21 protein-coding genes and 1 pseudogene are annotated in these 24,650 nt (G+C 57.9%); 17 read left to right on the forward strand and 5 right to left on the reverse strand.

The features are described 5' to 3' along the window. The first annotated feature begins 2 nt into the window (after nucleotides 1-2). Nucleotides 3-1,547 carry a class I adenylate-forming enzyme family protein gene (locus ACVW16_RS25555; RefSeq protein ID WP_456701792.1) on the forward strand — a complete coding sequence of 515 codons (1,545 nt, stop codon included), beginning with the start codon at nucleotides 3-5 and terminating at the stop codon, nucleotides 1,545-1,547. Nucleotides 1,548-1,560: 13 nt separating this feature from the next. Here ACVW16_RS25555 and ACVW16_RS25560 read toward each other — a convergent pair whose 3' ends face one another. Further along, the gene (locus ACVW16_RS25560) at nucleotides 1,561-2,595 is read right to left on the reverse strand and encodes a winged helix-turn-helix transcriptional regulator (RefSeq protein WP_456701793.1); all 1,035 of its coding nucleotides are present in this window, start codon (nucleotides 2,593-2,595) and stop codon (nucleotides 1,561-1,563) included. 173 nt (nucleotides 2,596-2,768) lie between these two features. On the opposite strand from ACVW16_RS25560, the gene ACVW16_RS25565 reads away from it, so the two are divergent. From ACVW16_RS25565 to ACVW16_RS25575, 3 genes are all read left to right on the forward strand, one after another. Beyond that, a complete protein-coding gene (locus tag ACVW16_RS25565) occupies nucleotides 2,769-3,992 on the forward strand; it encodes an ABC transporter substrate-binding protein (protein ID WP_456701794.1) in 1,224 nt (407 codons plus the stop codon). 61 nt (nucleotides 3,993-4,053) lie between these two features. After that, nucleotides 4,054-5,607, forward strand: a complete 1,554-nt coding sequence (locus ACVW16_RS25570) for a 4-hydroxyphenylacetate 3-hydroxylase family protein (RefSeq protein WP_456701795.1) — start codon at nucleotides 4,054-4,056, stop codon at nucleotides 5,605-5,607. Between the two features lie 41 nt (nucleotides 5,608-5,648). Beyond that, nucleotides 5,649-6,116: an SRPBCC family protein gene (locus tag ACVW16_RS25575; protein ID WP_456701796.1), complete on the forward strand. Its 468-nt coding sequence runs from the start codon at nucleotides 5,649-5,651 to the stop codon at nucleotides 6,114-6,116. A gap of 112 nt (nucleotides 6,117-6,228) precedes the next feature. Here ACVW16_RS25575 and ACVW16_RS25580 read toward each other — a convergent pair whose 3' ends face one another. From ACVW16_RS25580 to ACVW16_RS25590, 3 genes are all read right to left on the reverse strand, one after another. Continuing rightward, entirely contained in the window at nucleotides 6,229-6,951 is a 723-nt protein-coding gene (locus tag ACVW16_RS25580) for an LrgB family protein (RefSeq protein WP_456701797.1), read from the reverse strand. Then, the gene (locus tag ACVW16_RS25585) at nucleotides 6,948-7,334 is read right to left on the reverse strand and encodes a CidA/LrgA family protein (RefSeq protein WP_456701798.1); all 387 of its coding nucleotides are present in this window, start codon (nucleotides 7,332-7,334) and stop codon (nucleotides 6,948-6,950) included. The genes ACVW16_RS25580 and ACVW16_RS25585 overlap by 4 nt, the downstream gene beginning before the upstream one ends. Before the next feature lie 148 nt (nucleotides 7,335-7,482). Further along, a complete protein-coding gene (locus ACVW16_RS25590; protein ID WP_456701799.1) occupies nucleotides 7,483-8,193 on the reverse strand; it encodes a FadR/GntR family transcriptional regulator in 711 nt (236 codons plus the stop codon). Between the two features lie 184 nt (nucleotides 8,194-8,377). Here ACVW16_RS25590 and ACVW16_RS25595 point away from each other — a divergent pair, with 184 nt between their 5' ends. The 8 genes from ACVW16_RS25595 (at nucleotide 8,378) to ACVW16_RS25630 (ending at nucleotide 16,581) form a co-directional block, all read left to right on the forward strand. Beyond that, nucleotides 8,378-9,919, forward strand: coding sequence for a sugar ABC transporter ATP-binding protein (locus ACVW16_RS25595; protein WP_456701800.1), 1,542 nt, complete (start codon nucleotides 8,378-8,380; stop codon nucleotides 9,917-9,919). 55 nt (nucleotides 9,920-9,974) lie between these two features. After that, nucleotides 9,975-10,958: an ABC transporter permease gene (locus tag ACVW16_RS25600; RefSeq protein WP_456701801.1), complete on the forward strand. Its 984-nt coding sequence runs from the start codon at nucleotides 9,975-9,977 to the stop codon at nucleotides 10,956-10,958. A gap of 90 nt (nucleotides 10,959-11,048) precedes the next feature. Further along, nucleotides 11,049-12,035 (forward strand): substrate-binding domain-containing protein, encoded by a 987-nt coding sequence (locus ACVW16_RS25605; protein WP_456701802.1) that lies wholly within the window; start codon nucleotides 11,049-11,051, stop codon nucleotides 12,033-12,035. 64 nt (nucleotides 12,036-12,099) lie between these two features. Then, entirely contained in the window at nucleotides 12,100-13,164 is a 1,065-nt protein-coding gene (locus ACVW16_RS25610) for an aldo/keto reductase (protein WP_456701803.1), read from the forward strand. 29 nt (nucleotides 13,165-13,193) lie between these two features. Next, a complete protein-coding gene (locus ACVW16_RS25615; RefSeq protein ID WP_456701804.1) occupies nucleotides 13,194-14,240 on the forward strand; it encodes an aldo/keto reductase in 1,047 nt (348 codons plus the stop codon). After that, nucleotides 14,237-14,716, forward strand: coding sequence for a hypothetical protein (locus ACVW16_RS25620; protein WP_456701805.1), 480 nt, complete (start codon nucleotides 14,237-14,239; stop codon nucleotides 14,714-14,716). The genes ACVW16_RS25615 and ACVW16_RS25620 overlap by 4 nt, the downstream gene beginning before the upstream one ends. Beyond that, a complete protein-coding gene (locus ACVW16_RS25625; RefSeq protein WP_456701806.1) occupies nucleotides 14,713-15,561 on the forward strand; it encodes an N-acyl homoserine lactonase family protein in 849 nt (282 codons plus the stop codon). The genes ACVW16_RS25620 and ACVW16_RS25625 overlap by 4 nt, the downstream gene beginning before the upstream one ends. A 39-nt stretch (nucleotides 15,562-15,600) precedes the next feature. Continuing rightward, complete coding sequence (locus ACVW16_RS25630) at nucleotides 15,601-16,581, forward strand: aldo/keto reductase (RefSeq protein ID WP_456701807.1); 981 nt, start codon at nucleotides 15,601-15,603, stop codon at nucleotides 16,579-16,581. A gap of 180 nt (nucleotides 16,582-16,761) precedes the next feature. Here the strand turns inward: ACVW16_RS25630 and ACVW16_RS25635 are convergent, their stop codons facing one another. Next, the gene (locus tag ACVW16_RS25635; RefSeq protein ID WP_456701808.1) at nucleotides 16,762-17,715 is read right to left on the reverse strand and encodes a 3-keto-5-aminohexanoate cleavage protein; all 954 of its coding nucleotides are present in this window, start codon (nucleotides 17,713-17,715) and stop codon (nucleotides 16,762-16,764) included. 116 nt (nucleotides 17,716-17,831) lie between these two features. Here ACVW16_RS25635 and ACVW16_RS25640 point away from each other — a divergent pair, with 116 nt between their 5' ends. The 5 genes and pseudogenes from ACVW16_RS25640 (at nucleotide 17,832) to ACVW16_RS25660 (ending at nucleotide 24,636) form a co-directional block, all read left to right on the forward strand. Then, nucleotides 17,832-18,740, forward strand: a complete 909-nt coding sequence (locus tag ACVW16_RS25640; protein ID WP_456701809.1) for a LysR substrate-binding domain-containing protein — start codon at nucleotides 17,832-17,834, stop codon at nucleotides 18,738-18,740. A gap of 187 nt (nucleotides 18,741-18,927) precedes the next feature. Further along, complete coding sequence (locus tag ACVW16_RS25645; RefSeq protein WP_456701810.1) at nucleotides 18,928-20,205, forward strand: ribulose-bisphosphate carboxylase large subunit family protein; 1,278 nt, start codon at nucleotides 18,928-18,930, stop codon at nucleotides 20,203-20,205. Then, the gene (locus ACVW16_RS25650; protein WP_456701811.1) at nucleotides 20,202-21,587 is read left to right on the forward strand and encodes a four-carbon acid sugar kinase family protein; all 1,386 of its coding nucleotides are present in this window, start codon (nucleotides 20,202-20,204) and stop codon (nucleotides 21,585-21,587) included. The genes ACVW16_RS25645 and ACVW16_RS25650 overlap by 4 nt, the downstream gene beginning before the upstream one ends. A gap of 82 nt (nucleotides 21,588-21,669) precedes the next feature. Continuing rightward, on the forward strand, nucleotides 21,670-23,550 hold the full coding sequence (locus ACVW16_RS25655) for a TRAP transporter large permease (protein WP_456701812.1): 1,881 nt from the start codon (nucleotides 21,670-21,672) through the stop codon (nucleotides 23,548-23,550). Between the two features lie 59 nt (nucleotides 23,551-23,609). After that, a pseudogene (locus ACVW16_RS25660) lies at nucleotides 23,610-24,636 on the forward strand (TRAP transporter substrate-binding protein). The last annotated feature ends 14 nt before the right edge of the window (nucleotides 24,637-24,650 follow it).

Here is a 24,650-nt window from a genome sequence, read left to right on the forward strand (position 1 = left end):
CGATGCTGCAAGTTGATCTGATCGCGCCGATCGCGACGCTCCTCAATCGTCACGCAAAGAGCCGACCGGAGCAGGTGGCATATTGGGATTCGACGCGGTCCATCACTTACGAGCAGCTCGCCGACCGCACAGCCTCCATCGCGGCGGGTCTGACAAGAGCCGGCTTGAAGGAAGGCGACAGGCTGGCGATCTACTTGCCGAATGGAGTGGACTGGATCGAAGCCTGCTTCGCCGCCTTGCGCGCCGGCGCAGTCGTGGTGCCGATCAGCTTTGAGGCAGCTGAGGGCGAGGTCAGCTATCGCCTGACCGATGCCGATTGCGGTGTTATCGTCACGACGGGGTCGCGCAAGCATCTGCTGGATAAGGTCTTTAGGGACGCGAGTATCTCACCGACCGTGATCTTCGCTCAGAACGATGCCGACAGCGCCGGAGTATCGATGGCGAACCTCGCCAAGGACCAAGGTGCGGCGTCGCTGGATCCGGCTGACATCGATCGGTGCTCGTTCATCATCTACACGTCGGGCACCACGGGGCGGGCCAAGGGTGTTCTGCTGTCGATCCGTGGCATGCTTTGGGTCTCAGCAGCTTGCTGGGGGCCGATTGCGGAATTGACAAGCGACGACGTGATCCTATCGCCTCTGCCGCTCTTCCATTCCTACGGTCTCAATCTCTCGGTTCTCGGCGTTCTCGCGCTTGGCGCCAGTGAGCACATCATGGAGCGCTTCTCCCCACAGCAGGCGCTCGAGCTGCTAGGGACTGGCAAATATTCGATCATGCCGGGCGTGCCGACGATGTTCCACTACCTTTTGCTCCGCGCGCAGGAAGCCGGCATCGAGCGGCTCGGATCCGTGCGTCTGTGCATCTCGGCGGGAGCGATCATGCTTGCGACCCTGAACAAAGCCTTCGAGAAACGGTTCAAGACGCGGCTCCTCGACGGATACGGCATCACCGAGACATCCACGATGGTGACAATGAATTGGCTGCACGGCGGCAGACCGATGGGATCCTGCGGCCTTCCCGTGCCTGGCCTCGCGGTCCGCATCGTGGATCCTTCCTCGCTGGAGGACGTTCCGATCGGGGAGGAAGGCGAACTCATCGTCCGCGGACCGAACCTCATGCTGGGCTATCACAACAAGCCGACGGAAACCGCATCGGCGCTGCGCAAGGGTTGGTACCATACGGGCGACCTCGCAAAATCGGACCCTTCGGGCTATCTGACGATCACCGGCCGGATCAAGGAGCTGATCATCCGTGGCGGCCAGAACATCGCGCCGGCGGAGATCGAGGAAGTGGTGGTGAAACACCCCCAGGTCAGGGATTGCGCAGTCGTCGGAATGCGGCACGCGACCCTTGGCGAGGTACCGTGCCTCTTCGTGGTCGCCAATGACGAGGCTCTCGACGTGCCCGCGCTGCTGGAGCATTGCAGGGCCCATCTCTCGTCATACAAGATCCCGGAATCCACGCATCTCGTTGGAGAAATTCCGCGCACCGGGTCCGGCAAAATCATGCGTTTCAAGCTCGTCGAGGCTTTGAGCAAGCAGGCTTGAGCGGCTTGAGCCTTCAGTCGACGGAGCGTGGACCCAGCGCGCCATAGGATTTCGGGTCGTAGGCAAGGCGATATCGCATGTCGGCAGCTACGATGGGAGTCTTGCATCGGTCGCAGTTGACGACAGGATCAAAGTCGTGACCGCACTTGATGTGCGTGAGGACAAGAGGCGGCTTTCCTTTCGACAGCCATCGATCCCCCCATCGCAGCATGGCGATGAACGGACCGTAAAGCTCCAGACCCATCTCGGTCAGGAGGTATTCATAGCGGTCGGGAGAGCTCTGATACTGCCGGCGCCGGAGCACTCCGTTGGCAACTAAGCGATTCAACCGATCGGTCAGGATATTGGGGGCGATTGCGAGCTCATTGAGGATCTTATCGTAACGGCGATTACCGAAGAATCCTTCGCGGACAACCATGAAACTCCATTTGTCGCCAATTATTTCGAGCGCGCGGGATACCGAGCTCGGACGGCCGAGCACGAAGCGGCTTCCCTCAGAGGGGCGCCGTGTGTTGCGGCCAGGCTTGGCCGGACAACGCCCGGCACCAGGCCCATCGCGATATTTGACTTCTCGAGCTGGCACCTTTTCCCCGCAATGGGAGCACGTGACGACCGGGTGACTCTCGCAGCCGCAGGTCGCATGGACAAGCGTCAGCGGCGGCGGCTTACCCTTGGATAGCCAGCGATCACCGAACTGCATGAGCGCAATAAAGCTCGGATAAAGGTCGAAGCCCATTTTCGTCAGCCTGTACTCCTTCCTCTGTGAAGAGCCGGGCGCAACCTGACGGAAGATCGCGAGCTGCGTCAGTTTTCTGAGCCGATCTGTCAGCGTCGCGCGAGGAATGCCGAGCGCCGATCGAAAGGCTTCAAACGTCTGTGTTCCGAAAAATGCCTCGCGAATGATCAGGAAAGCCCAGGCGTCGGAGACAATGTCCAACGTACGGGCGACAGAGCAGTTGCGCTCGGTTCGGCCGGCTGCGGTGCGGGGCGAGGCCGCTGTCGCCTTCGATTTGGTCGCGGTTCTTTGGATTTTGGCGGCAACAGGCATCCGGATCGGTCCGTTCAAACAGCTGCCACGGCCGGACAGCCCTGAAAAGTCGCGCAGCTGTAGCACACCGGCGCGATTGACTCGTCGAAAAGTTCAGTCTAGTTATGCATGTAACATTAGTCTAGTTATGATAGTAATTAGGGAATGGAAAGATAACCCTGGGGAGGAACGTCATGAAGCGGAGCGTGGAAATTGGCCTGATTGCAACGGCGGCAATCCTGACGATGAGCGTCAGCGCCAATGCTCAGACAGGGGCTGTCTCGGACGACGTGGTGAAGATCGGTGTTCTAACCGACATGTCGGGGCAGTTCTCGCACGAGTCTGGTGAAGGCGCGGTGACTGCGATCAAGATGGCGGTCGAAGACTTCGGTGGCAAGGTGCTGGGGAAGCCGATCGAGGTCATCGTCGCGGATCATCAGAACAAGCCTGACACGGCCTCCGCATTGGCGCGCAAATGGTTCGATGTCGAGAAGGTTGACATGATCGGCAACCTCATCAATTCCTCGATCGCACTTACTGTTTCCGGGCTTGCGAAGGACAAGAACCGGATCGCCATTATCAATGGCTCCGGATCGTCCCGTCTGACGGGGGATGCATGTACGCCGAACAGCATCCACTACTCCTATGACACCTATGCGCTCGCCCGCGGGACCGGAACTGCGCTAGCTAAAGAAGGCAAGAAGTCCTGGTACTTCCTGACCGCGGACTATGCCTTCGGCCACGCTTTGGAAGCCGACACCTCAGCCGTAGTGAAGGCGATGGGTGGTGAAGTCCTGGGATCGACCCGATACCCGCCCGAATCCTTCGATCAGTCCTCGTTCCTGCTCCAGGCGCAGGCGTCGAAAGCCCAGGTCGTCGCGTTGGCAGGCTCCGGCAACGTTCTAGTCAATTCGATCAAGTCTGCGCAGGAATTTGGGATTCAACAGCAGCAAACGTTGGCTGGCCTGCTCGTCTGGGAAACCGACATCAAGGCCCTCGGCCTTTCCGTCGCGAAAGGGCTGGTATTGACGAATGCTTTCTACTGGGATCGTGACGACGAGACCCCCGCGTGGTCGAAACGGTTCTTCGATAGGATGAAGGTGATGCCGCACATGGGCGATGCTGGCGACTATTCGTCCACCATGCACTATCTGCGTGCAGTCGAAGCGGCGGGCACCGACGAAGCGCAGGCGGTCATGAAAAAGATGCGCGAGATGCCCATCAATGATTTCTTTGCCAAAAACGGGCGCATCCGAGAGGACGGCCGCATGGTGCACGATATGTACGTATACGAGGTCAAGAAGCCGTCGGAATCGAAGGGAGCCTGGGATTTCTACAAGCTTCGCGAAGTGATCCCGGGCGATCAGGCGTTCCGTCCGCTCAAGGACAGCACCTGCCCGTTGGTACGGAAAGGTTGACACGTAGAGCCGGGGCTCGGGTCCGCAATCCGACCGGTCCAGCATTTAAGGAGCCATTTCGATGGATCAGAAAGTTGTCGCAGCGACCTCGGCTGGAATGCCCAATCGGATTCGTACCGGGGCTGAATACATCGAGAGCCTCCGCGGACGCAGATTGGCCGTCTACTTAATGGGCGAGCTGGTCGACGAGCCTGTCGACCATCCTGTGATTCGACCTTCCATCAATGCGGTCGCAAGAACCTATGACCTCGCGAACGAGGATCCTGCCCTCGCGTCGGCAATCTCGCCGTTCACCGGCAGCGACGTAAATCGGTTTCTCCATATTTCGCAAAGCCCAGCCGATCTTGTGATGCAGAACAAGATGCAGCGTCGTCTGGGTCAACTAACAGGAACGTGCTTCCAGCGTTGCGTGGGTATGGATGCACTCAACTCGCTGCACTCTGTGACCTACGATGTGGATGCCAAACACGGCACACCATATCATGCACGTTTCACGCAGTTCCTCGCACGTATGCAGGCGCTGAACCTCGTCATCGGCGGAGCGATGACCGATGTCAAGGGAGATCGTGGCCAGTCCCCCTCTCAGCAGGCGGATCCTGATCTGTTCCTGCACGTGGTCCGTCGCACGCCTGAGGGCGTTTACGTCCGAGGAGCGAAGGCGCACCAAACAGGGTGCTTAAACTCGCATTGGTTGATCGTAATGCCGACCATGAGACTAGAGGCGGCAGACAAGGACTATGCGATTGTCGGCGCCATTCCGGTCGATGCTGCGGGTGTTACCTACGTTTACGGCCGGCAGTCTTGTGATACGCGAAGCAGCGAAAGCGGAGACATCGACGCCGGCAACGCGCAATTTGCAGGTCAAGAAGCGATGATCATCTTCGAGGATGTCTTCATTTCAAACCAACACGTTTTCCTCGACGGTGAGTTCGAATTTGCGTCGACGCTGGTTGAGAGATTCACCTGCTACCACCGCCGCAGCTACGTCTGCAAAACGGGCGTGGGCGACGTCCTGATCGGAGCCGCGGCGACAATCGCTGACTACAACGGGGTCGAACGCGCCTCGCATATCCGGGATAAACTCGTCGAGATGACCCACCTCAACGAGACGATCTACGGGGCAGGCATCGCGGCGAGCCATCAAGGAACCGCGATGAAGTCCGGTGCCTACTTGCCGGACGAAATGCTGGCAAATGTCTGCAAGCATCACGTCACGCGGCTACCCTACGAAATTGGCCGGCTGGCGCAGGATCTCGCCGGCGGCCTAATGGTGACGCTGCCGTCCGAGCGCGAACTCAGGCATGAGAAGATCGGTCCGATGATCGAGAAGTACCTGAAGGGACGGCCCGAGATCGCAACGGAGGACCGAATTCGCATCCTTCGCCTCGTGGAGAACATGACTCTCGGCAGGAACGCGGTGGGCTATCTGACGGAGTCCATGCATGGCGCCGGCTCGCCGCAGGCCCAGCGTATCCAGATCGCGCGATCCATGCAGATCGAATTTAAGAAGGATTTGGCCAAAGCGCTTGCAGGCATTTCGTCTGCATTGCGCGCGGAGATCGAGACCGATCTATCGACTTACATGGCCCGGGTCTTTGCGCCTGTTCCCAACTGATCCGCAGATGATGACATACCTCGTCCATTTTGGAGACGCCAATGGCAATGACAATGAGCGGAGAGATCCAGCTCGCCGCCTCCCGCGAAGTCGTTTGGACCAAATTGAACGACCCCGCCGTCTTGAAGATTTGTATTCCCGGATGCGAGGAGTTGGAGAGTATCGACGGTGAGGGATTTCGTGCGGTCGCAAAGATGAAGGTGGGACCCGTTTCCGCGCGATTCAGAGGTAGGGTCACTCTGACCGACCTCGATCCACCAAAAAGTTACAATATCGTTGGAGAGGGGGAGGGCGGCGTCGCAGGCTTTGCGAAAGGTGGCGCAAAGGTCAATCTGATCGAACTGGATAATGGCACGCTCCTGACCTATCAGGTCGACGCGCAAATCGGCGGGAAGCTCGCACAGCTCGGGCAGCGGCTCATCAACGGCACGGCAAAGAAGCTCGCGGACGAGTTTTTCGCCAATTTTGCGCGAGCACTTGAGCCGAATAACCACAGCCCATGCAGCTAATCCCTGCGCTCGGCGCGGTTTTTCCCGCTTTGATCAAGCCGCGACATTCGTTGGTCACCGCCTTATCCGGCTCGAATCTAGGACCGAAGGCCACCGAAGGTGGCTGACGCGATCAGCGCAGAAGGAAGGTCACTGCGATGGGAACCAGAAGCGACGTGACAAGCGCGTTCAGCCCCATGGCAATCCCGGAGAAAACGCCAGCCAGCTCGTCGACTTGAAACGCTCGTGCTGTGCCGATGCCATGTGCGGCGATGCCGACTGCGAACCCGCGTGCGCGAAAATCGGTAATTGCGGCCCGATTCATGAGCGGCGTGACGATGATCGCACCCAAGATTCCAGTGAGAACAACCGAGATAGCGGTGAGAGACGGGTCAGCGTGTAGGGATTCACTGATACCCATCGCCACGCCGGCTGTAACTGATTTCGGCGAAAGAGATAGGATGATCGCTCGAGGTAGACCAAAGGCCTCGGCGAACAATACGACAGTAACGATCGCTGTGACTGATCCAACGACAAGCGAAATCACCATTGGCAGGAGCGCGGCGGCGACGCGTGCGCGGTTATCGTAGAGGGGAATCGCAAGCGCTACCGTCGCTGGCCCAAGAAGAAAGTGCACGAACTGGGCGCCGGCGAAGTATGTGGTGTACGGAGTGTCCGTAATGATCAAGACTGCTCCGATGATCCAGATCGAGTGCAAAACAGGATTTGCCAGCGGGTGCCGGTTTGTCGCAAGCGAGAAAGCATCTGCGATCCCATAGACCGAGAGCGTCCCAGTGAGCCAAACCAAAGGTGACTGCGACAGATAAACCCACAGCGAGAATGAGTTTTCACTCATGGCTCTGTCTGGCTTTTCGAGAGAAGACGGCTGACCGCCAGAAAGGTGGCGACCGTCGCGAGCAGAGTGATCACCACTGATGCCGACAACGTCACTAAAATTGCGGCGCCGTGCTCGACAATCAAGTCAAGCTTCTTCACGATGCCTACGCCCGCAGGAATGAACATGAGAGATAGATGGGCGAGCAGGCCGCGCCCGGTTCTCTCAACTGCCTCGTTTCGCAATGGGCCACGGTTGAGGGCGGTGAAATGATCGCGAGCCAAGAGAAGCAAGAGCAGGATTGCCATGCCGAGCACCGGTCCGGGCATCGGCAGTCCAAGGCTGCGCACGAGTACTTCGCCTGCCAACTGGCAAAGTAGAATCAGGCTCAGACCTGCGATCATGTCAGGCGTCCACCGCAGGACGAATTAGCCTCAAAAAGGCTCGCATGAGCGCTTTGCCAGCAACGCGAATCGGAGGCCGGTGTGCGGCGAAGCCGTCTCCTAGAGATATTGGGCCGGAACTTTGCCTGAATCGACCTTGTCACAAGCGCTACGCCGCGGGAATCTTTAGGGAAGACATGAAGTGCTCCATGTTCGCCTCCACGCTTTCCCGACTAAGCATGCCGGTCTTCTGATCGCGGATCATTGCATACATCTTTTCATGTAGGCCCACCGCGCGGTAGCGTCCGCTGACCTCCAGCGATTTGCGGATCCAGGGCGCCACCATGTTCAAAACGAAATCGGCGATCACAACGATGAGTTTATTGCCCGCTGCCGTATAGACTGCGCGGTGGAAATCGAGATCGGCTTCCAGCAATTTGTCAATCGGCGAATTTGGATCGTCTGACAGAGCCTTCAATCTATCGATGCTTTCTCGCATGACGGCGAGATCGCGTTCGGTGCGTCTTATCGAAGCCAGCTCTGCGCAATTGCGGTCGAAAATGTACCGGAGCTCCATCAGCATTTCGGGGGTCGAATCCTGAAGATAGAGCTGAAACATCATCAACGGCATCACAGCGGTGCCTTCATCCTTACGGATGTAGTTGCCATGCCCATGCCGGGTCTCAATGAGTCCTGAGACTGCAAGCGTCTTCATCGCCTCGCGAATGGGGGTACGGCTGATGCCAAGCTTCTCTGCCAGTTCCTTTTCATTGGGCAACTTGTCCCCGGGACTTAGGTTACCGTTGGCGATCTCACCCGTGATGTAGTTCAACGCGACTTCGACACGCGTGGGTAGTTTTTTGGTTTCCATCCGCTCCATCGGTCGCTCGCACTCTATTTTTTCGCCGTCGCCGCGGGGAAAGCCAACACATAAGCCGCCCCGCGACCAGGCGAAACAAACGAACATCCACAAGGTAGGAGGTATGATCTCTGTTGACAACAGGTATAAGGTATGACCTCATATCTCTACGCAGGCGCGATGAAGACGCCGCGGGAGGAAACCGATGCTTTTGTCGACCGGGTCAAAACCGGAAGGCCGTGAAAGGGACGTCGTCCTTGGGCCGCTAGACGAGCCGCTGTTGGTGGCGGAGGGAATCGCGAAGTCTTTCAATGGTGTTCCTGCCCTTCGCGATGGGCGGCTCGTCGTCAAGCGCGGAACCGTTCACGCGCTCTGCGGCGGTAACGGCGCCGGCAAGTCCACTTTCCTGAACATCGTAATGGGTTTGCTGCACCGCGACGAAGGCAGCATCCGTATTGACGGGGTGGCCGTCGATTTCAGGAGTGCCGCGGATGCTTTGCGACATGGCGTGACCATCATCACCCAGGAATTGTCTCCGGTTCCCGAGATGACGGTGGCCGAGAACATCTACTTGGGGAGAGAGCCGAAGATCGGGGGTCTTGTGGTGGACTTCCCGAAGATGAGGCAGGCCGCCAAGAGGCTTCTGGATGACCTCGAGTTCGATGTGCCGGTTGGCGCGCGCATGCGAGACTTGAGCTTGGCACAGATCCAGCTCGTCGAGATTGCGAAGGCCCTTAGCCACCGCGCGGACATCGTCATTATGGACGAGCCGACCTCGGCCATCGGCGAGCACGAGGTACACATCCTCTTCAATGCTCTGAAACGGATAAAAGCGCGTGGATCCGCGATCATCTACGTCTCGCACAAGCTGACCGAGATTTTCGAGATCGCCGACGAATACACGGTTTTCCGCGATGGACGATTCATCGAGAGCGGGGCAATTTCCGCGATCGATCGCAATCACCTCGTGACTCAGATCGTCGGCCACGAGATCAAGACGGTCGAAAAGGGCAAGCCCAACGAAGGCGCGCCAATCCTGCTCGAGGTGCGCTCCTTGTCGCGCGGACCTCACTTCAAGAACATCTCTGTGACCGTCGCTGCAGGAGAAGTCCTGGGCATCTACGGCTTGCTTGGCTCAGGTCGGACTGAATTCTTGGAGACGATCTTTGGCATCTACGCGCCGACCGCCGGCGACGTCTTCCTTGATGGGAGAAGGGTCGATCCGGGTAATCCGAAGAAGTGCATCCAACAAGGCATGGCTATGATTCCCGAGGATCGGAAGGATACCGGCCTCGTTCTTTGCGCGTCCATCGCACACAATATTGCCTTGTCATCGCTAACACTCCGTGCCGTCGCCGGATTTGTCCGCCGCAAGGCGGAGGCAGTCGCAACTGATCGGATGATGCGGCTACATCGGATCAAGGCGGCATCTCCAAATGTCGCTGTCGAGACGCTTAGCGGCGGAAACCAGCAGAAAGTGGTTTTCGCACGCTGTCTGCTAACCAATCCGCGCCTTTTGATATGCGACGAGCCAACACGTGGAATCGACGAGGGCTCAAAGCAGGAGATCTATGCCTTTCTCCGCGCGTTCGCGGCCAAGGGAAACGGTGTGCTCGTCGTGTCATCTGAGGCACCGGAGATTCTCCAAGTCAGCGATCGAATTGCCGTGTTTCGGCAAGGACGACTTGATCACGTTGTCGACGGGCATGCGACGACACAACAAATGCTGACAGATCTCGCCAGTTAGACGGATCGGCTGTTCAAGAATTGGCGTGCGCATGCGATCCAAGCAAGGAGTGGATATGGTGGCCAACGTAGTAAGCAACGCCGCGACGGGTCCCCGATCCAAAAGCATCGCTGCAATAGGACCGTACCTGAAATCGTTCAGTATCGTCATTGTGTTCCTGGTCATTTCGGCGTTCTTCGCGGTGGCCAACGAGTACTTCATGACATGGTTGAATTGGGTAAACCTGCTGCGGCAATCATCGATCAACGGCATATTGGCGATCGGAGTGACCTTCGTCATCCTCACAAAGGGCATTGATCTTTCCGTCGGCTCAGTGATGGCCCTCGCCGGCATGATTGCTGCCAGCCTTGTGACCTCGACCAACCAGCACTTCGTTCTCTGGGCGATTATAGCCGGCTTGGGAACGGGAGCGGCGTTGGGTCTCCTGAACGGCGTCATTGTAACGGCCTTCAATGTCCCGCCTTTCGTTGCCACCCTCGGAATGCTGAGCATGGCGCGCGGCCTGACACTGATCTTCTCCGAGGGGCGTCCTATCCCCAACCTCTCCGAGTCGTATCGCTGGATCGGCGGCGGCAGCGTTGCTGGCGTTCCTGTGCCGGTCTTGATTCTGTTTCTTGTGTTCGCCATCGGATGGATCGTTCTCTCATACACGACGTTCGGGCGCTACGTGTACGCCGTGGGAGGAAACGACAAAGCCGCTAGGACGAGCGGCATCTCCACGCGCGGCGTCATTGCCTCCACCTACGTTATCTCGGGACTTCTCGCTGGACTCGCTGGTCTCGTGCTTACTTCCCGTACGACTGCCGCACTTCCACAGGCGGGCATCGGTTACGAACTCGATGCGATTGCGGCCGTGGTGATCGGCGGGACTAGCCTTGCAGGAGGACGCGGCTCGCTAGTCGGGACGTTGTTCGGCGCACTCATCATCGGGACGATCAACAACGGCATGGATCTGATGGGCGTGTCTTCCTACTACCAGCAGCTTCTCAAGGGCGCGATCATTGTCGTCGCCGTGATGCTTGACCAATTTCGCAAGTGACACCTGCGAAGACCATTACAGACGAAGACAACGGCTGTAACGCCCCGCATGGGCGGACTAGGTGACTGACCACATCAATCGGAGGAGACGATGAAGGTTACGCGTAGATCAACGATGGCGAGTTTCGCCGCCGCTGCAATCATCCTATCGACCGGGACGGCCTTTGCTCAAAGCAAGACACGGATTGCCGCCTTATCGTTCGGAGAATCCGGCGAGTACATGAAGGCCTGGTCCAGCGAAATTCAGAGCCACCCGGCAGTCAAGGACGGTTCTGTCGCAGTCACGATCTTTGACGGCAAGTACGATCCTCTTGTCCAAGCGAACCAGATCGATACGGCCATTACTCAAAAGTTCGATGCAATCATCATGTCGCCGTTCGATCTCCAGGCCTCCGCGCCCGCAATCGATAAGGCCGTCGCTGCCGGCATTCCGGTGATCGTATCGGCCCTGAAAACCGCATCAAAGAACTACACCGCATCGATCATCGTCAACGACACGGAAGGAGGGCGTATCATCGGGGACCAGTTGGGCAAGCTACTCCCGAATGGTGGAAACGTGGTGCTGATGGAAGGCCCCATTGGTCAATCGGCGCAGATCGAGCGCAAGGCTGGCATCGATGCCGGTTTGGCTAAGTTCCCGAAGCTTAAGTTGATTGCCAGCAAGTCGGGCAACTGGAGCCGCGCCGAGGGGCAGTCGCTCATGGAGAATTGGTTGCTCGCCCATCCTGGCCAGATCAATGCCGTACTCGCCGAAAATGACGAGATGGCACTGGGCGCGATCGAGGCGATGAAGAGTGCAAAAGTCGACTTCAAGTCCGTTCCGGTGCTTGCAATCGATGGCATCCCGGACGGAAAGCGCGCAGTCCAGAAAGGCGAAATGACAGTGACGCTCTACAAGTACGCCCGTGCTGAGGGTCAGGGCGCCGTCGATCTCGCCCTGCATGCCGTCAAGGGGGACAGCTACAAGCCCCGCTCCGAGGTCTGGGATTCCTTGATGGAGTGGAAAGGCGGCACTCAGAAGGACTACGTCGTTCCCTGGCTGATCTTGGATTCCTCGAACGTCGCAAAATACATGTGATGCACATCGTGCGCACGCGGTGAACGACCGCGTGCGCACTGATCTTTAGGCGGGATAGTTGAATATGACGACTCTGCAAAAGAGAGCGCTTCCAAACGGACGCGTGAATTTGACTTCGCTTGGGCTCGGCACATCGCCATTGGGCGGGTGTGGTGTTCCAGTAAGCTTCGAGACTTTTGAGGCTGTCATCCTTAAGGCTTACGAGCAGGGCGTACGTTATTTCGATGTTGCGCCGCTCTATGGTCTCGGGAAATCGGAGCATTTCCTCGGCCACGTCCTTCGTGTTCACGGTCTTCGCCCGGAGGTCATGGTAAGCACCAAGGCGGGTCGGCTGTTGAAGCCGGCAAGCCGTTCAAAGCGAGCGGAAAGTCTCTACGGGATCAATTGGGTGGATCCGCTGCCCTTCGTCGACGAATACGACTACACTTACGACGGCATCATGCGGTCGTTCGAGGATAGTCAGCAGCGCCTCGGTCTCGACCACATCGACATTCTTTTCCTGCACGACGTCAGCGGAGTCTGGCACCAGGAGAAGTATCCCCTTTATCTGCGACAACTGCGCGAGAGCGGGTACCGCGCCTGCGACGAACTCCGTCGCTCGGGAGCGGTCAAGGCGATCGGCCTCGGTGTAAACGAGACGGCTTCGGTGCTCGAAGTAGCCGCCGAATTCAATCTCGACTGTTCGCTCGTCGCTGGACGTTACACGCTTCTCAATCATGCGCCACTGACTGACTTCTTTCCCGAGGCCCAACGTCGCTGCATAGGTATTATCGCAGGCGGTGTCTACAATTCGGGGATCCTCGCGGAGGGCAGTCGGGGTAACGCGTTAACGCGGACCTATGACTATCAGACGGCTCCCGAATCCATCGTACAGCGCGTGACGGCGCTGGAAGCTGTTTGTGAACGTCATAACGTCGCGCTCGCCAATGCGGCTTCCCAGTTCGTCTATGCGCATCCGGCCGTGACATCGGTGGTTCAGGGCGCGCTCACGCCAGCACATGTGGAGCAAAACGTCGCCTCTATAGCGGCGCCAATTCCTCAGGCCTTCTGGATGGAGCTCAGGAGCGAAGGTCTGATCCCCAAAGAAGCCCCGCTGCCGGATCAGGGCTCCGTGGCTCTGTCCAGCTAAATTATCCAAGACAAGCAAGGAGAAGAGCGATGCTTCCGCTCAATAAGCGAACTCTCGGCCGCACCAAAGTATCCGTCACATCCGCAGGGCTCGGGACGGTGCCTCTTTCGGGATTCAATGTCGGAGTGCCCTATTCCGAATTCGAAGCCGTTGTTAGGGCAGCCTTCGATCTCGGGGTTCGCTATTTCGATTGCGCGCCGATGTACGGTCTCGGAAAGGCCGAGCATTTCCTTGGCCGTGCTCTCCGCGATCTGCGCATTCGCGATCAGGTTGTCGTGAGCACCAAGTGCGGCCGCGTGCTCAAGCCCGCAAGCCGAACACCGAAACTCGACACGGTGTACGGCATCGAATGGGTTGATCCATACCCGTTTCGCGATACCTATGACTACACATATGACGGTGTGATGCGCTCGTTCGAGGACAGTCAGCAGCGTTTGGGTCTTGATTATATCGATGTGCTTCTGGTCCATGACGTCGGGCGCGCATGGCATGGCGATCAAGCAGAATTTTACTGGAACCAACTCCGCGAGAGCGGATACCGTGCTCTCGATGAGCTGAAGAGTTCGGGGGCTATCGGTGCGGTGGGGTTGGGGGTCAATGAGACCGACTCGGTCATCGAAGTCGCCCGCGAATTCCCAATTGACTGCGCGTTGATCGCCGGTCGATATACGCTTCTCAACCATGCGCCACTCGATGGGCACTTCGAGGAACTGCGAACTCGCAATGTCTCGGTGATCGCAGGCGGCATCTACAATTCGGGCATCCTGGCCGCTGGCTCGAAGGCGCCCTCGACTTATGACTATCAGAAGGTCCCGAGCGCTATACTGGAGCGCGTCCGGTCAATCGAGAAAGTTTGCGAACGACACAATGTTGATTTGCCGACCGTTGCGACGCAGTTCGTGCAAGCGCATCCGGCCGTGGCCACCGTTGTTCAGGGCGCGAAGTCGATAGGCGAGATCACCCAGAACGTCGACGCTGTGTCGGCGCGGATACCGGCTGCTCTCTGGCAGGACTTGAGGAATTTCAGCCTGATCCCATCAAATGCTCCGGTTCCCGAAGACGGGCATTCCTCGTGAGCGGGTTTGTGGGCGTACAGTTCCGTGCCGACGATCCCTTCGAAGGCATTGCGCCTGGTTCAGCGGTCGCTGAATACGATACCGTCATCGGGCCTGTCATTCGCTATCTGCGCGATATCGTGGCTGACCGCTCTGTTCGTCTTCTCGCAAACTTTATCGGGATGTCGCATCTGGAGGACGTAAACAGGCCAGACGCCGGCGATTCGGATCATGTGCACGATGTTCTTGCGGCGGTTCGGGTACCGCTGCAGCGGCGGCACGAGCATCATCATGTCAAGCAGGCGGCGCATCTGTTGCTGCCGCGGGCGGCCCCCTTGGCTCCGCATCGACGCACGAGCGAAACGCGTTTGCTGTCAAAGGCCTGGGGCCATCTGCGTCGGGCGAGCCCGATGGTGAGCAGCGGCTTGATCGACCTGCGGCAGTGCTGTGGCCAACTCAAGCTTGGTGCTGACCTTCTGATTGGAGCCTCCGAATGACGCGATATGCGATCACTGTGCTCGAATACGCCGCAAGCCCCAAACATCCGATAAGTGGAGTCATATACGGCCGGCACAACAGCGGAAGCATGAATCTGCCGTTTGCCTATGTGCTGCTGCGCAGCAGCGACACGGTCGCGTTGGTTGACACTGGTTACGATCAGTCGGATCTCGGAGGCGAGATCGCCAATTCGATCGGCGTCACCGGCTGGACCCCCCCTTCTGAGGTCCTGGGGGCCGTTGGCCTTCGTCCCGAGGATGTGCAGCACGTGTTCCTTACACACGCTCATTTCGACCACATGGGCGGATTGGATTACTTCCCGAACGCCAAGTTCTACATCCAGAAGCGTGAGATCGAGAGCTGGGTCTGGGCCATGTCCAAGGGACGTCGTTTTCGATCCCTACTCGGCGGCATCAATCCAGCCGATATCTTGAAACTCGTGGATCTCGGACTGAAGAACCGGCTGGTCGTGCTGGACGGTGCGTCGCACGACGTCCTGCCAAATATCGATCTTCTTCCCGCCTTCGACACGCACACGGCTGGTTCGCAATACGTTGTGGTCCGCAACGGCGGAAGCGTCGAGGACCGATGGATCCTGACCGGAGACGTTGTCTACACGTACGAAAACCTGCACGGAGGCAACCAGGATGATCCATGCTTCGTGCCGCCGGGACTTGCGACGGGAAGTCAGACCAATCTAATTCTCACGGCGGAAGAAATGCTCGCCAGCGTCGGCGGCGACATGCTGAGGCTCGTACCCGTCCACGAGGAAAAGCTCAAAGACCACTTCCCGTCCCGGGTGAGCGATCGCGGACTTCGAATTACCGATATCGCGACACTTTGAAACGGCTCAGGGACTAACAAGCCAGCAAGGGTATCGCTCATGGATTACATGCGTTTGGGCCGCTCGGGCCTCAAAATTTCGCGGATCGTACTAGGTTGTATGAGTTACGGAGTAGGAGATCGAGGGAACCATCCCTGGACACTCGGTGAGAGCGAAAGTCGGCCGTTCATACAGAAGGCTCTCGACTGCGGCATCAATTGCTTCGATACAGCTAACGTATACTCAGACGGTACGAGCGAGGAGATCGTCGGCAAAATTCTAACGGAAATGGTGCCGCGAGACGAGATTGTGATCGCTACGAAGGTCTACGGTCGTATGCGGCCAGGGCCAAATGGGGTGGGTCTTTCGCGAAAGGCAATTCTAGCCGAAGCGGAGGCCAGTCTCCGCAGGCTCGGCACCGACTATATCGATCTCTACCAGATCCATTTTTGGGACAACGACACGCCAATCGATGAAACGCTCGAAGCGTTGAACGATCTCGTGCGCGGCGGTAAGGTCCGGTACATCGGCGCCAGCAACGCCTATGCTTGGCAATTTGCCAAAGCTCTCTATCGGGCCGACGCCAACTCTTGGGCACGCTTCGTGTCGATGCAATGTCACCTGAATCTCCTCTATCGAGAGGAGGAACGAGAGATGCTGCCGCTTTGTCGCGACGAAGGCATCGGTGTGATCGCTTTTAGTCCGCTGGCTCGCGGACGCCTTACCCGCCCCTGGACTGAGAAAAGTGCCCGTTCCGAGACGGACAACATAACGTCCCAGTTCTATGGACACGCCGAAGCGGCCGACCGGAGTATCGTCGACGTGCTGTCCGACATCGCAACGGAGCGTCGGGTAGCACCAGCGCATGTAGCTCTCGCCTGGGTGGCGGGAAAACATGGCGTAACGGCGCCGATCATCGGCGCAACGAAGCCTCAGCACTTGGACGATGCAGTTGCGGCCTTAGGTCTGAAGCTGACGTCCGAGGAAATTGCGCGGCTCGAAGAGCGCTATGTGCCTCACAAAGTTGTCGGCTTGAAGTGAGATAAAACCGAATCCAACGTCGAGGGAAGCGATCGGCAGATCAGAAGCAAAGCGATAAAAAAGTGCCGGGATCGACGAGATCCCGGCACAGTCAGGGAGAGCCCTCGGAACAGCGGAGCGAGGCTGGTCGTTCGCTTTAAGTCAGTGGTCTGCGGCTGAAGACGAGCAACAGGAGCGGCTTCAAGAGATCTCAAGCATCTCCCGGACGTCGTCAGGAGACGCAATCTCGCGACCGCAACCCGTTGCGATGACGCATGTCCGACGGACGAGCTCCTCGTTAGTCGGACAGCCATATTCGATATAGGGATAGTCGCCGATGCCCGGAGCGATGTTGCCGCCGCGCCTGGCCACTCCTTCGCACATAGCCAACAAGTTTCCGCCAACGATGTTGGCAGTCCAACTGTGGCGAGCATGCTTCGGTAAAAACGGCAAGAATGCATCCAGCCCTTCGATCGTGCCGGGATGGCCTGTAAGATAGGGGCCGTCGGTCATGTTGAGCAGGAAATAACCCGGTTCTGCTACAAGTCCCATTTCCATAAATGCGATCGCACGACGAACAAACCCGATCGACCAGCAGGTCATCTTTGGCTTTACGCCGGCGGACTTGAGAGAGCGAAAATAGTGCTCCACGGCGGAAGTGCGGTTTTCATAGATGCGATCGGAGTGTTCGAACATGAGATTGTTGCGATCGAACACGTCAAGATTGCTACTTCCGGTATCGATTGGGACAATATCGGGTTTGGTCTCCGGATCTTTGGCAAGCTCAAGAATGCAATTAATGCGCGCGTTCGGGTCAGTGTCGTTGGCAAAAAAGCCAAGCGTCGGCAGTATCAGTATGTCGCATTTCTTCCTGACTTTGCGAATGATCTCGGCGTTCTTCTCAGCCGTGTGAAGGGGCGCACCATCATCAGCTCGGGCGTGAAAATGCAGGATCGACGCGCCGGCCTCGCGACAGCGGGCCGCCGTTTCGGCTATTTCATCCGCCGTCCATGGCACGTGTGGGTTTCCATCCCGCATCGCGTATTCGTTCACGCGAGCTTCGACGATCATCTTTCTCAGCATTTGTTCTCTCGCGAGGTGCCGGCGGTGCTCGAGATCTCGTTCACGGCTGCCTTCCTCGGATGGATCAGCCATGGACGAGTTTCCGCAAGCAAGACTATGGCTCCGACGCAGAATGCCCAAACGACTTTTAGCAGCCCCCTTGTGACAAAAGCTCACAATGGCTAAACTTTGAGCTTTCGGGGTATCGGATGGTGCGTCCCAGGCCTTCGCTCAATGCGCTGCGTGCCTTCGAGGCAACGGCGAGATTGCGCAGCATGACTGCGGCGTCGCTCGAATTGTCTGTCACGCACGGGGCGATCAGCCGCCACATCCGATCGCTCGAGGAATTGCTTGGCGTACCGCTCCTGGTGCGAGGGTCGTCCTCCACAGATCCGACGCCGGAAGGGGTTCGCCTGGCGGAAGGACTGTCCGGCGCATTCAGCCTCATTGACGCTAGCGTAGAGCAGATCTTACCGGGACCACTGACGGTTTCATGTTCCGCCACCATCATGATGTATTGGCTGATTCCCCGCCTTGCGGCCTTTCACGAAGCTCATAGGGGCATCGATCTCCAGTTCAATCTGAACTACGATCAAGTGGATTTCATCCGTGACAAGGTCAGTATCGCCATCCGTTCCAGTACCATCGCGCCGCCGCGAGAGGTAGTTCTCAAGGAGCTTGCGCGAGAGTGGATTTCCCCGGTTTGCGCAGCTTCCTACGCAAAGGCCAACAACATCCAGGATCCGAACGATATCGCAGGTTGCCGTTTGTTGGGTACGCGGACGCGCCCCGAGGCGTGGGCAGATTGGCTCGATGAAATGCGGTTGAAGCAAGATATCCGCATTCAAGAGTCCTATGATCATTTCTATCTTCTCATCCAGGCAGCGCTATGCGGACTTGGGTTGGCGCTGGTCCCGACGATGTTCGTCCTTGAGGAGATCCACAGTGGACGACTGGTTGCCCCCTTCGGGAGCATCCCAGGTAAACGCACTTTGATGCTCTGGACGGCGCCGCATGTCGCAACTCGCCCCGAGAGCAGGGCGGTCTCCCAATGGCTTGCGCGCGAAATGTCGGCGACGGTGAAGAGCTGTGCAATGCTGGCTAGCGCTGGGGCCTAGAGAGGCGCGTCCGAAGCCTCCCAGAACTCGGCGCTCTGTGAGTTTTCCTCACAGGTCGCTTCACGAATATCGTTTGCCGTCAGGCCGTAGCCGGAGTGAAGATATCGTCATCCATCATCCGAAACGCTTCTTCAGTCGTACGGATGAATGAGACGAACTCCGGGAAGAAACGCAGCAGGGCGTCACAATGCGCAGCGACAATCCGCGATCCGAATTCACGGCGCGTTACCTGGTCGAGACTGGCGATAGTCTCGAGAGGGCGGCGGAAGTCATCGCGGGAGAGCAGTCGAGCGGGACATTTCTCTCCTTGCCCGGCGAAACGGACGAACTGAAGAAGAGGTCGCGCGCACGGGTGGTACGGGTAACCGAACTGCCATCCGTCGACACTCCGACCTTGCGTAGCGCCTTCGTCGAGCGGAGGCAGAAATCAAAGGCGTTTCGGCGCGGCGAGATCGAAATCGCGTTTCCGATCGATAACGTAGGCCGCAATATCCCGACGCTATTAGCGACAATTGCAGGCAATCTATTCGAGCTCGGCGAGACCACAGGGCTTCGGCTCCTCGATATAGGCCTGCCGGACGGCTACGCAGCCACTTTCCCCGGCCCGAAGTTCGGCGTTGATGGCACCCGGCGGCTGGCCGGCGTTTTTGGTCGGCCGCTCATCGGTACTATCTTGAAGCCAAGTATTGGCATGTCTCCGTCCGAGACTTCCTCGCTGGTCGACAAGATCTGCGAAGCCGACATCGATTTTCTCAAGGATGACGAGTTAATCGCAGACCCGCCTTACGCGCCGTTCGAAGAGCGTTTGAAGGCGGTTTTTCCTGTGATCGAAAGGCATGCCGACCGGTTGGGGCGTAAGCCAATGTACGCGATCAACATCAGTGGTTCGATCGACGACATGCGACGTCGCCATGATTTGGTGTTACAGGCCGGCGGAACGTGCGTGATGGTCAGCGTCAATTGGTGCGGCTTCTCCGCGATTGAACACCTGCGAACATATACTGATCTTCCAATTCATGGCCATCGCAATGGATGGGGTTTATTTACCCGCCATCCATGGCTGGGCTTCGATTTCCTGGCATTTCAAAAACTGTGGCGACTGACGGGCGTCGATCATCTGCACGTCAATGGCCTCAGGAGCAAATTCTGGGAGCCGGATGATTCTGTCATCCAGTCCGCAAGCTCATGTCTCGCCGCGTTTTCTGGTGTCAAACCGATGATGCCTGTCTTCTCTTCAGGGCAGTGGGCGGGGCAAGCCGGAGACACATTCGAGCGTCTTGGAAGTGTAGACCTCATGCATCTCGCCGGCGGTGGAATCATGGGGCATCCCGGCGGTATCGCTGACGGGGTTTTGAGCTTGCGCGAAGCCTGGGAAGCGGCGGCCCAGGGTATACCCGTGGCCGAATACGCAAAATCACATGCGGCGCTTCAACTCGCGCTGTCCAAGTTCGGGGGCGCATCGTGACGCAACCTCGCTATCGGTTGGCATTCTATGGCGACGACTTTACTGGATCGACGGATGCCCTTGAAGTCGTCGCATTTGCTGGGCTCCGCGCTGCTCTCTTTCTCCGGCCTCCAAGCCCTGACGTCTTGAAGCATTTCGGGGACATCGACGTGGTCGGCCTTGCCGGTGTGAGCCGCAGCATGTCCCCCCGGGAGATGAACGAGCATCTGGAAAAGGATCTACGCTACCTTGCATCTCTCCGTGCACCGATCGTGCACTACAAGGTATGCTCAACCTTTGACAGCTCGCCGGAGATTGGCAGCATCGGTCGGGTGATCGAAATCGCGAAGTCTATCTTCGGTGACCCAGTTCCGATCGTTGGTGGCACGCCATCGCTCCAAAGATATTGCATCTTTGGAAATCTGTTTGCCCGATCGGGAACCGATGGGAATGTCTATCGCATCGATAGGCATCCGGTCATGAGCGTTCACCCCGTGACGCCCATGAATGAAAGCGATCTGGCCCTTCACATTGCCCGGCAGGCAACTCTCAGAATCGAAAAGCTGACGTATCCCTTCTTAGACCAAGGTCATGACGCGGCCGCTCGGCAGTTCAATGATTTGACTGAGGGTGGGGCCGACGCCATCCTGCTGGACTCCGCGAATGCGTCCCAGCTTACGCAGGTCGGCCGACTTCTCACTGAATGGGCTGGGATTAGCGGAAGCGCATTTGTGATTGGACCGTCGGGTGTGGAGTATGCCCTGACGCAATGGTGGCAGGAGGCCGGTGAGATTCCTCCCGCCTCCAGCACCTACGGCAACCCGGCTTCGGTCGATCAGGTCCTGGCCGTGTCAGGTAGTGCCTCGCCCGTGACAGCGCTACAGATCAATGCCGCCGTGCGGGCTGGATTCGCAGAGGTACCACTCGACGCTGCTGCTCTACTCGATGATAGCCGACATGAGACAGCCGCGAGGCAAGTCGTCGAACGTACCGTCGCGCTGCTCAAGGAAGGCCGCAGCGTCATATTACACACCGCTCGTGGTCCCGATGATCCGCGCATCGCAAGGATGATCGATATGCTGGTTAGCGGCGGCATGTCACGAGAATTGGCCAAGCATGAAGGTGGCAGAGACCTTGGCCGGAAGATGGGGCAGCTCGTCAGTGACATCCTTGAGATGGTACCCTTAAACAGATTGCTGTTATCAGGAGGCGATACGTCGAGCCAGGTTGCACAGCTATTGGACATCGATGCTCTTGAAATTGATTCTCGCGTAAGCCCCGGCGTCCCACTCTGCCGAGCGAGATCAATCCGCGGACGTCTGGACGGGCTTCAGATTGCATTCAAAGGCGGCCAACTGGGCGACGAAGAGTTCTTCAAGCGCGGATGGCTGGGCCGGGTTTGATAAGAACGCAAAAGAGAAGATGCCGATGCGTGTCCGAACGATCGCTTCAGGCGGCGCAGCCGTGCAGGAGGGCCCGGGCGCCATGACCTCGCATACGCTCTTGCTAGAGGAGACGGAGAGCTCACGGCAAAACGTCCTGCATACAATCGCTGGCGGCGCCGACAAGCTGCTTGGCTACATTCTTGAGGCCTTTGTCACCATCCTGCTTACGGCCGAGATTCTGCTGCTGTTTGCAGGAGTTATGGCAAGGTACGTTTTCCTCAAGCCCATCATTTGGTCGGACGAGCTGGCTTCCATGCTGTTTCTCTGGCTCGTGATGCTAGGGTCCGCCATAGCGTTGCGACGCGGCGAGCACATGAGAATGACGGCGCTATTCGCGTACGTGTCTCCCAGAATGCGGGCTCACCTCGACGCAATCGCGCTGGCCGCATCGCTGTGCCTCGTCATCCTACTGTTCCCAGCCGCGCTCGAGTATGCACTCGAGGAAGCCATCGTTAGAACACCAGCGATGGATCTCTCCAACGCATGGCGAGCGTCCGCCGCTCCTGTCGGCTTCAGCTTGATGGGCATGTTCGCACTCCTTCGCCTCGTGCGGCTCGGTGATGCAAGACAGGTTGTCAGTGCGCTCGCCTTCGTTGCGCTTATCGTCGGGGTATTTTGGCTGCTTAAGCCTCTCTTTGCGCCTCTTGGCAACGCAAATCTCATAATCTTCTTTGTGGTAGTAGTGGCCTGCGCCGTCTTCGCGGGCGTACCGATCGCCTTTTCCTTTGGTCTGGCAACGTTCGGCTATCTCATGCTTACGACCAGAACCCCGCCGCTCATCATCGTCGGCCGCATTGACGAAGGTGTCAGCCATCTGATCCTACTTTCGGTCCCATTGTTCGTGTTTCTTGGTCAGCTCATCGAGATGACCGGCATGGCGCGAGCCATGGTTGCGTTCCTGGCCAGCCTATTGGGTCACGTGCGCGGGGGCTTGTTGTACGTGCTCGTTGGAGCGATGTACCTTGTCTCAGGCATTTCCGGATCGAAGGCCGCTGACATGGCCGCGGTGGCACCGGTCTTGTTCCCGGAAATGAAGCGTCGAGGCGCGAACGAAGGCGACCTCGTCGCGCTGCTGGCGGCGACAGGGGCTCAAACAGAGACGATTCCGCCCAGCATCGTTCTTATAACAATCGGCTCGGTCACCGGTGTCTCCATTGCGGCTCTGTTCACGGGCGGACTACTTCCGGGCATCATCCTGGCGATCACCCTCTGTTGCGTCATCGCATGGAGATACCGCAGCGAGGACCGCAGCCTCGTCCGCCGCGCCTCGGCAAAGGAAATCGGCAAGACATTCCTGCTTGCGGTGCCGGCAATTGTTCTGCCTTTCGTCATCAGATCCGCTGTCATTGAAGGTGTGGCGACGGCCACCGAAGTCTCAACCATTGGAATATTCTACTCGATCATCATTGGCGCTCTATTTTACAGGCAGTTCGACTGGCGGCGCATCAAGCCGATGCTCGTGGAAACGGCGAGCTTGTCCGGCGCGATCCTCTTCATCATCGGCACTGCGACGTCTATGGCTTGGAGCCTGACGCAATCGGGCTTCTCTCGCTCTCTCGCGGTTGCGATGAAACAGTTGCCGGGCGGGTCAATAAGTTTCATGGCAGTCTCGATCCTGGCCTTCGTCATACTTGGCAGTGTGCTCGAGGGTATTCCCGCCATCGTTCTTTTTGGTCCATTGCTTTTCCCAATCGCTCAGGCCGTCGGGATCAATCTAGTTCACTATTCGATGGTTGTCATATTGGCGATGGGTGTGGGTCTCTTCGCGCCACCGTTTGGCGTCGGCTACTACGCCGCGTGCGCAATTAGCCGGGTGAATCCTGATGCCGGGATGAGACCGATCCTTGGCTACATGTTGGCCTTATTGATTGGACTTGTGATCGTGGCGTCGATCCCCTGGATTTCAACGGGGTTCTTGTAAGCGCAGAGCGCGCGACGAGTGATCTCTAATCTAAGCAAGTAAACACATTGGAGGGAATGATGAAGAGTGTTGATCGCAGGACGTTATTGCAAGGAGCAGCGTCGGTAGCGTTGGCCGCGGGTGTCGGATTGCCCGTCAAGCCTGCGCGGGCTGCAGCGGAGTTTCGGCTCCGATGGGGGTTCGATCTCGCCGAATCGCACCCGATCACGGCGCGAGCTCGCGAAGCGGCCGATCGCGTGTTGTCTGAAACGAAGGGCCGGGTCGAAATCAATGTGTTTCCCAACAACCAACTCGGCGGCGACACGGACATGCTGTCGCAGCTGCGCGCTGGCGGGCTCGATCTGTTTCTCAATTCCGGGATAAACGTGCTCTCGACAATCGTTCCATCAGCGTCGATCTACGGATTGGGATTCATCTTTCCGGACTACGATGCTGTCTGGAAAGCGATGGACGGGGAGCTTGGCGATGCGTTGCGAACCAATATTAGCAAGGCAAACCTCGTGCCGATGACAAAGATGTGGGACAATGGTTTCCGCAACATCACGACCAGCACAAAGCAGATCAATACCCCGGCGGATCTGAAGGGCGTCAAGATCCGTGTCCCCGTCGGCGCACTGTGGACTTCTATGTTCCAGGCCTTCGGTGCCGCGCCGACAGCGATCAATTACAGCGAGCTTTACTCCGCGCTCCAGACAAAGATCGTCGACGGACAGGAAAATTCGCTGGCAAACATCTTTACTGCCAACCTGTTCGAAGTTCAGAAATATTGCGCTCTGACTGGCCACATGTGGGATGCGTTCTTCTGCGTGGCCAACAAGCGGAATTGGGAAGCCATCCCGCAGGATCTTCGTGACATCATCGCTACGGCCATCAACGATGCGGCCATGGCCGAGAGGAAGGATATGGCCGTGCTGGGCCACGTCCTTGCGCGGTGATCTGACAAAGAAAGGCCTAATCTTCAATGAGCCGGACGTCGGCGCTTTCCGCGATGCACTTCGCGCAGCAGGCTTTTACAAGGAATGGCGGACCAAGTACGGCGAGGAGCTGTGGACGACGCTTGAGCGCACGACCGGGAAACTAACGTGAAGACGAAGAATTAG

This window comes from Bradyrhizobium sp. USDA 4474 (genome assembly GCF_054057515.1).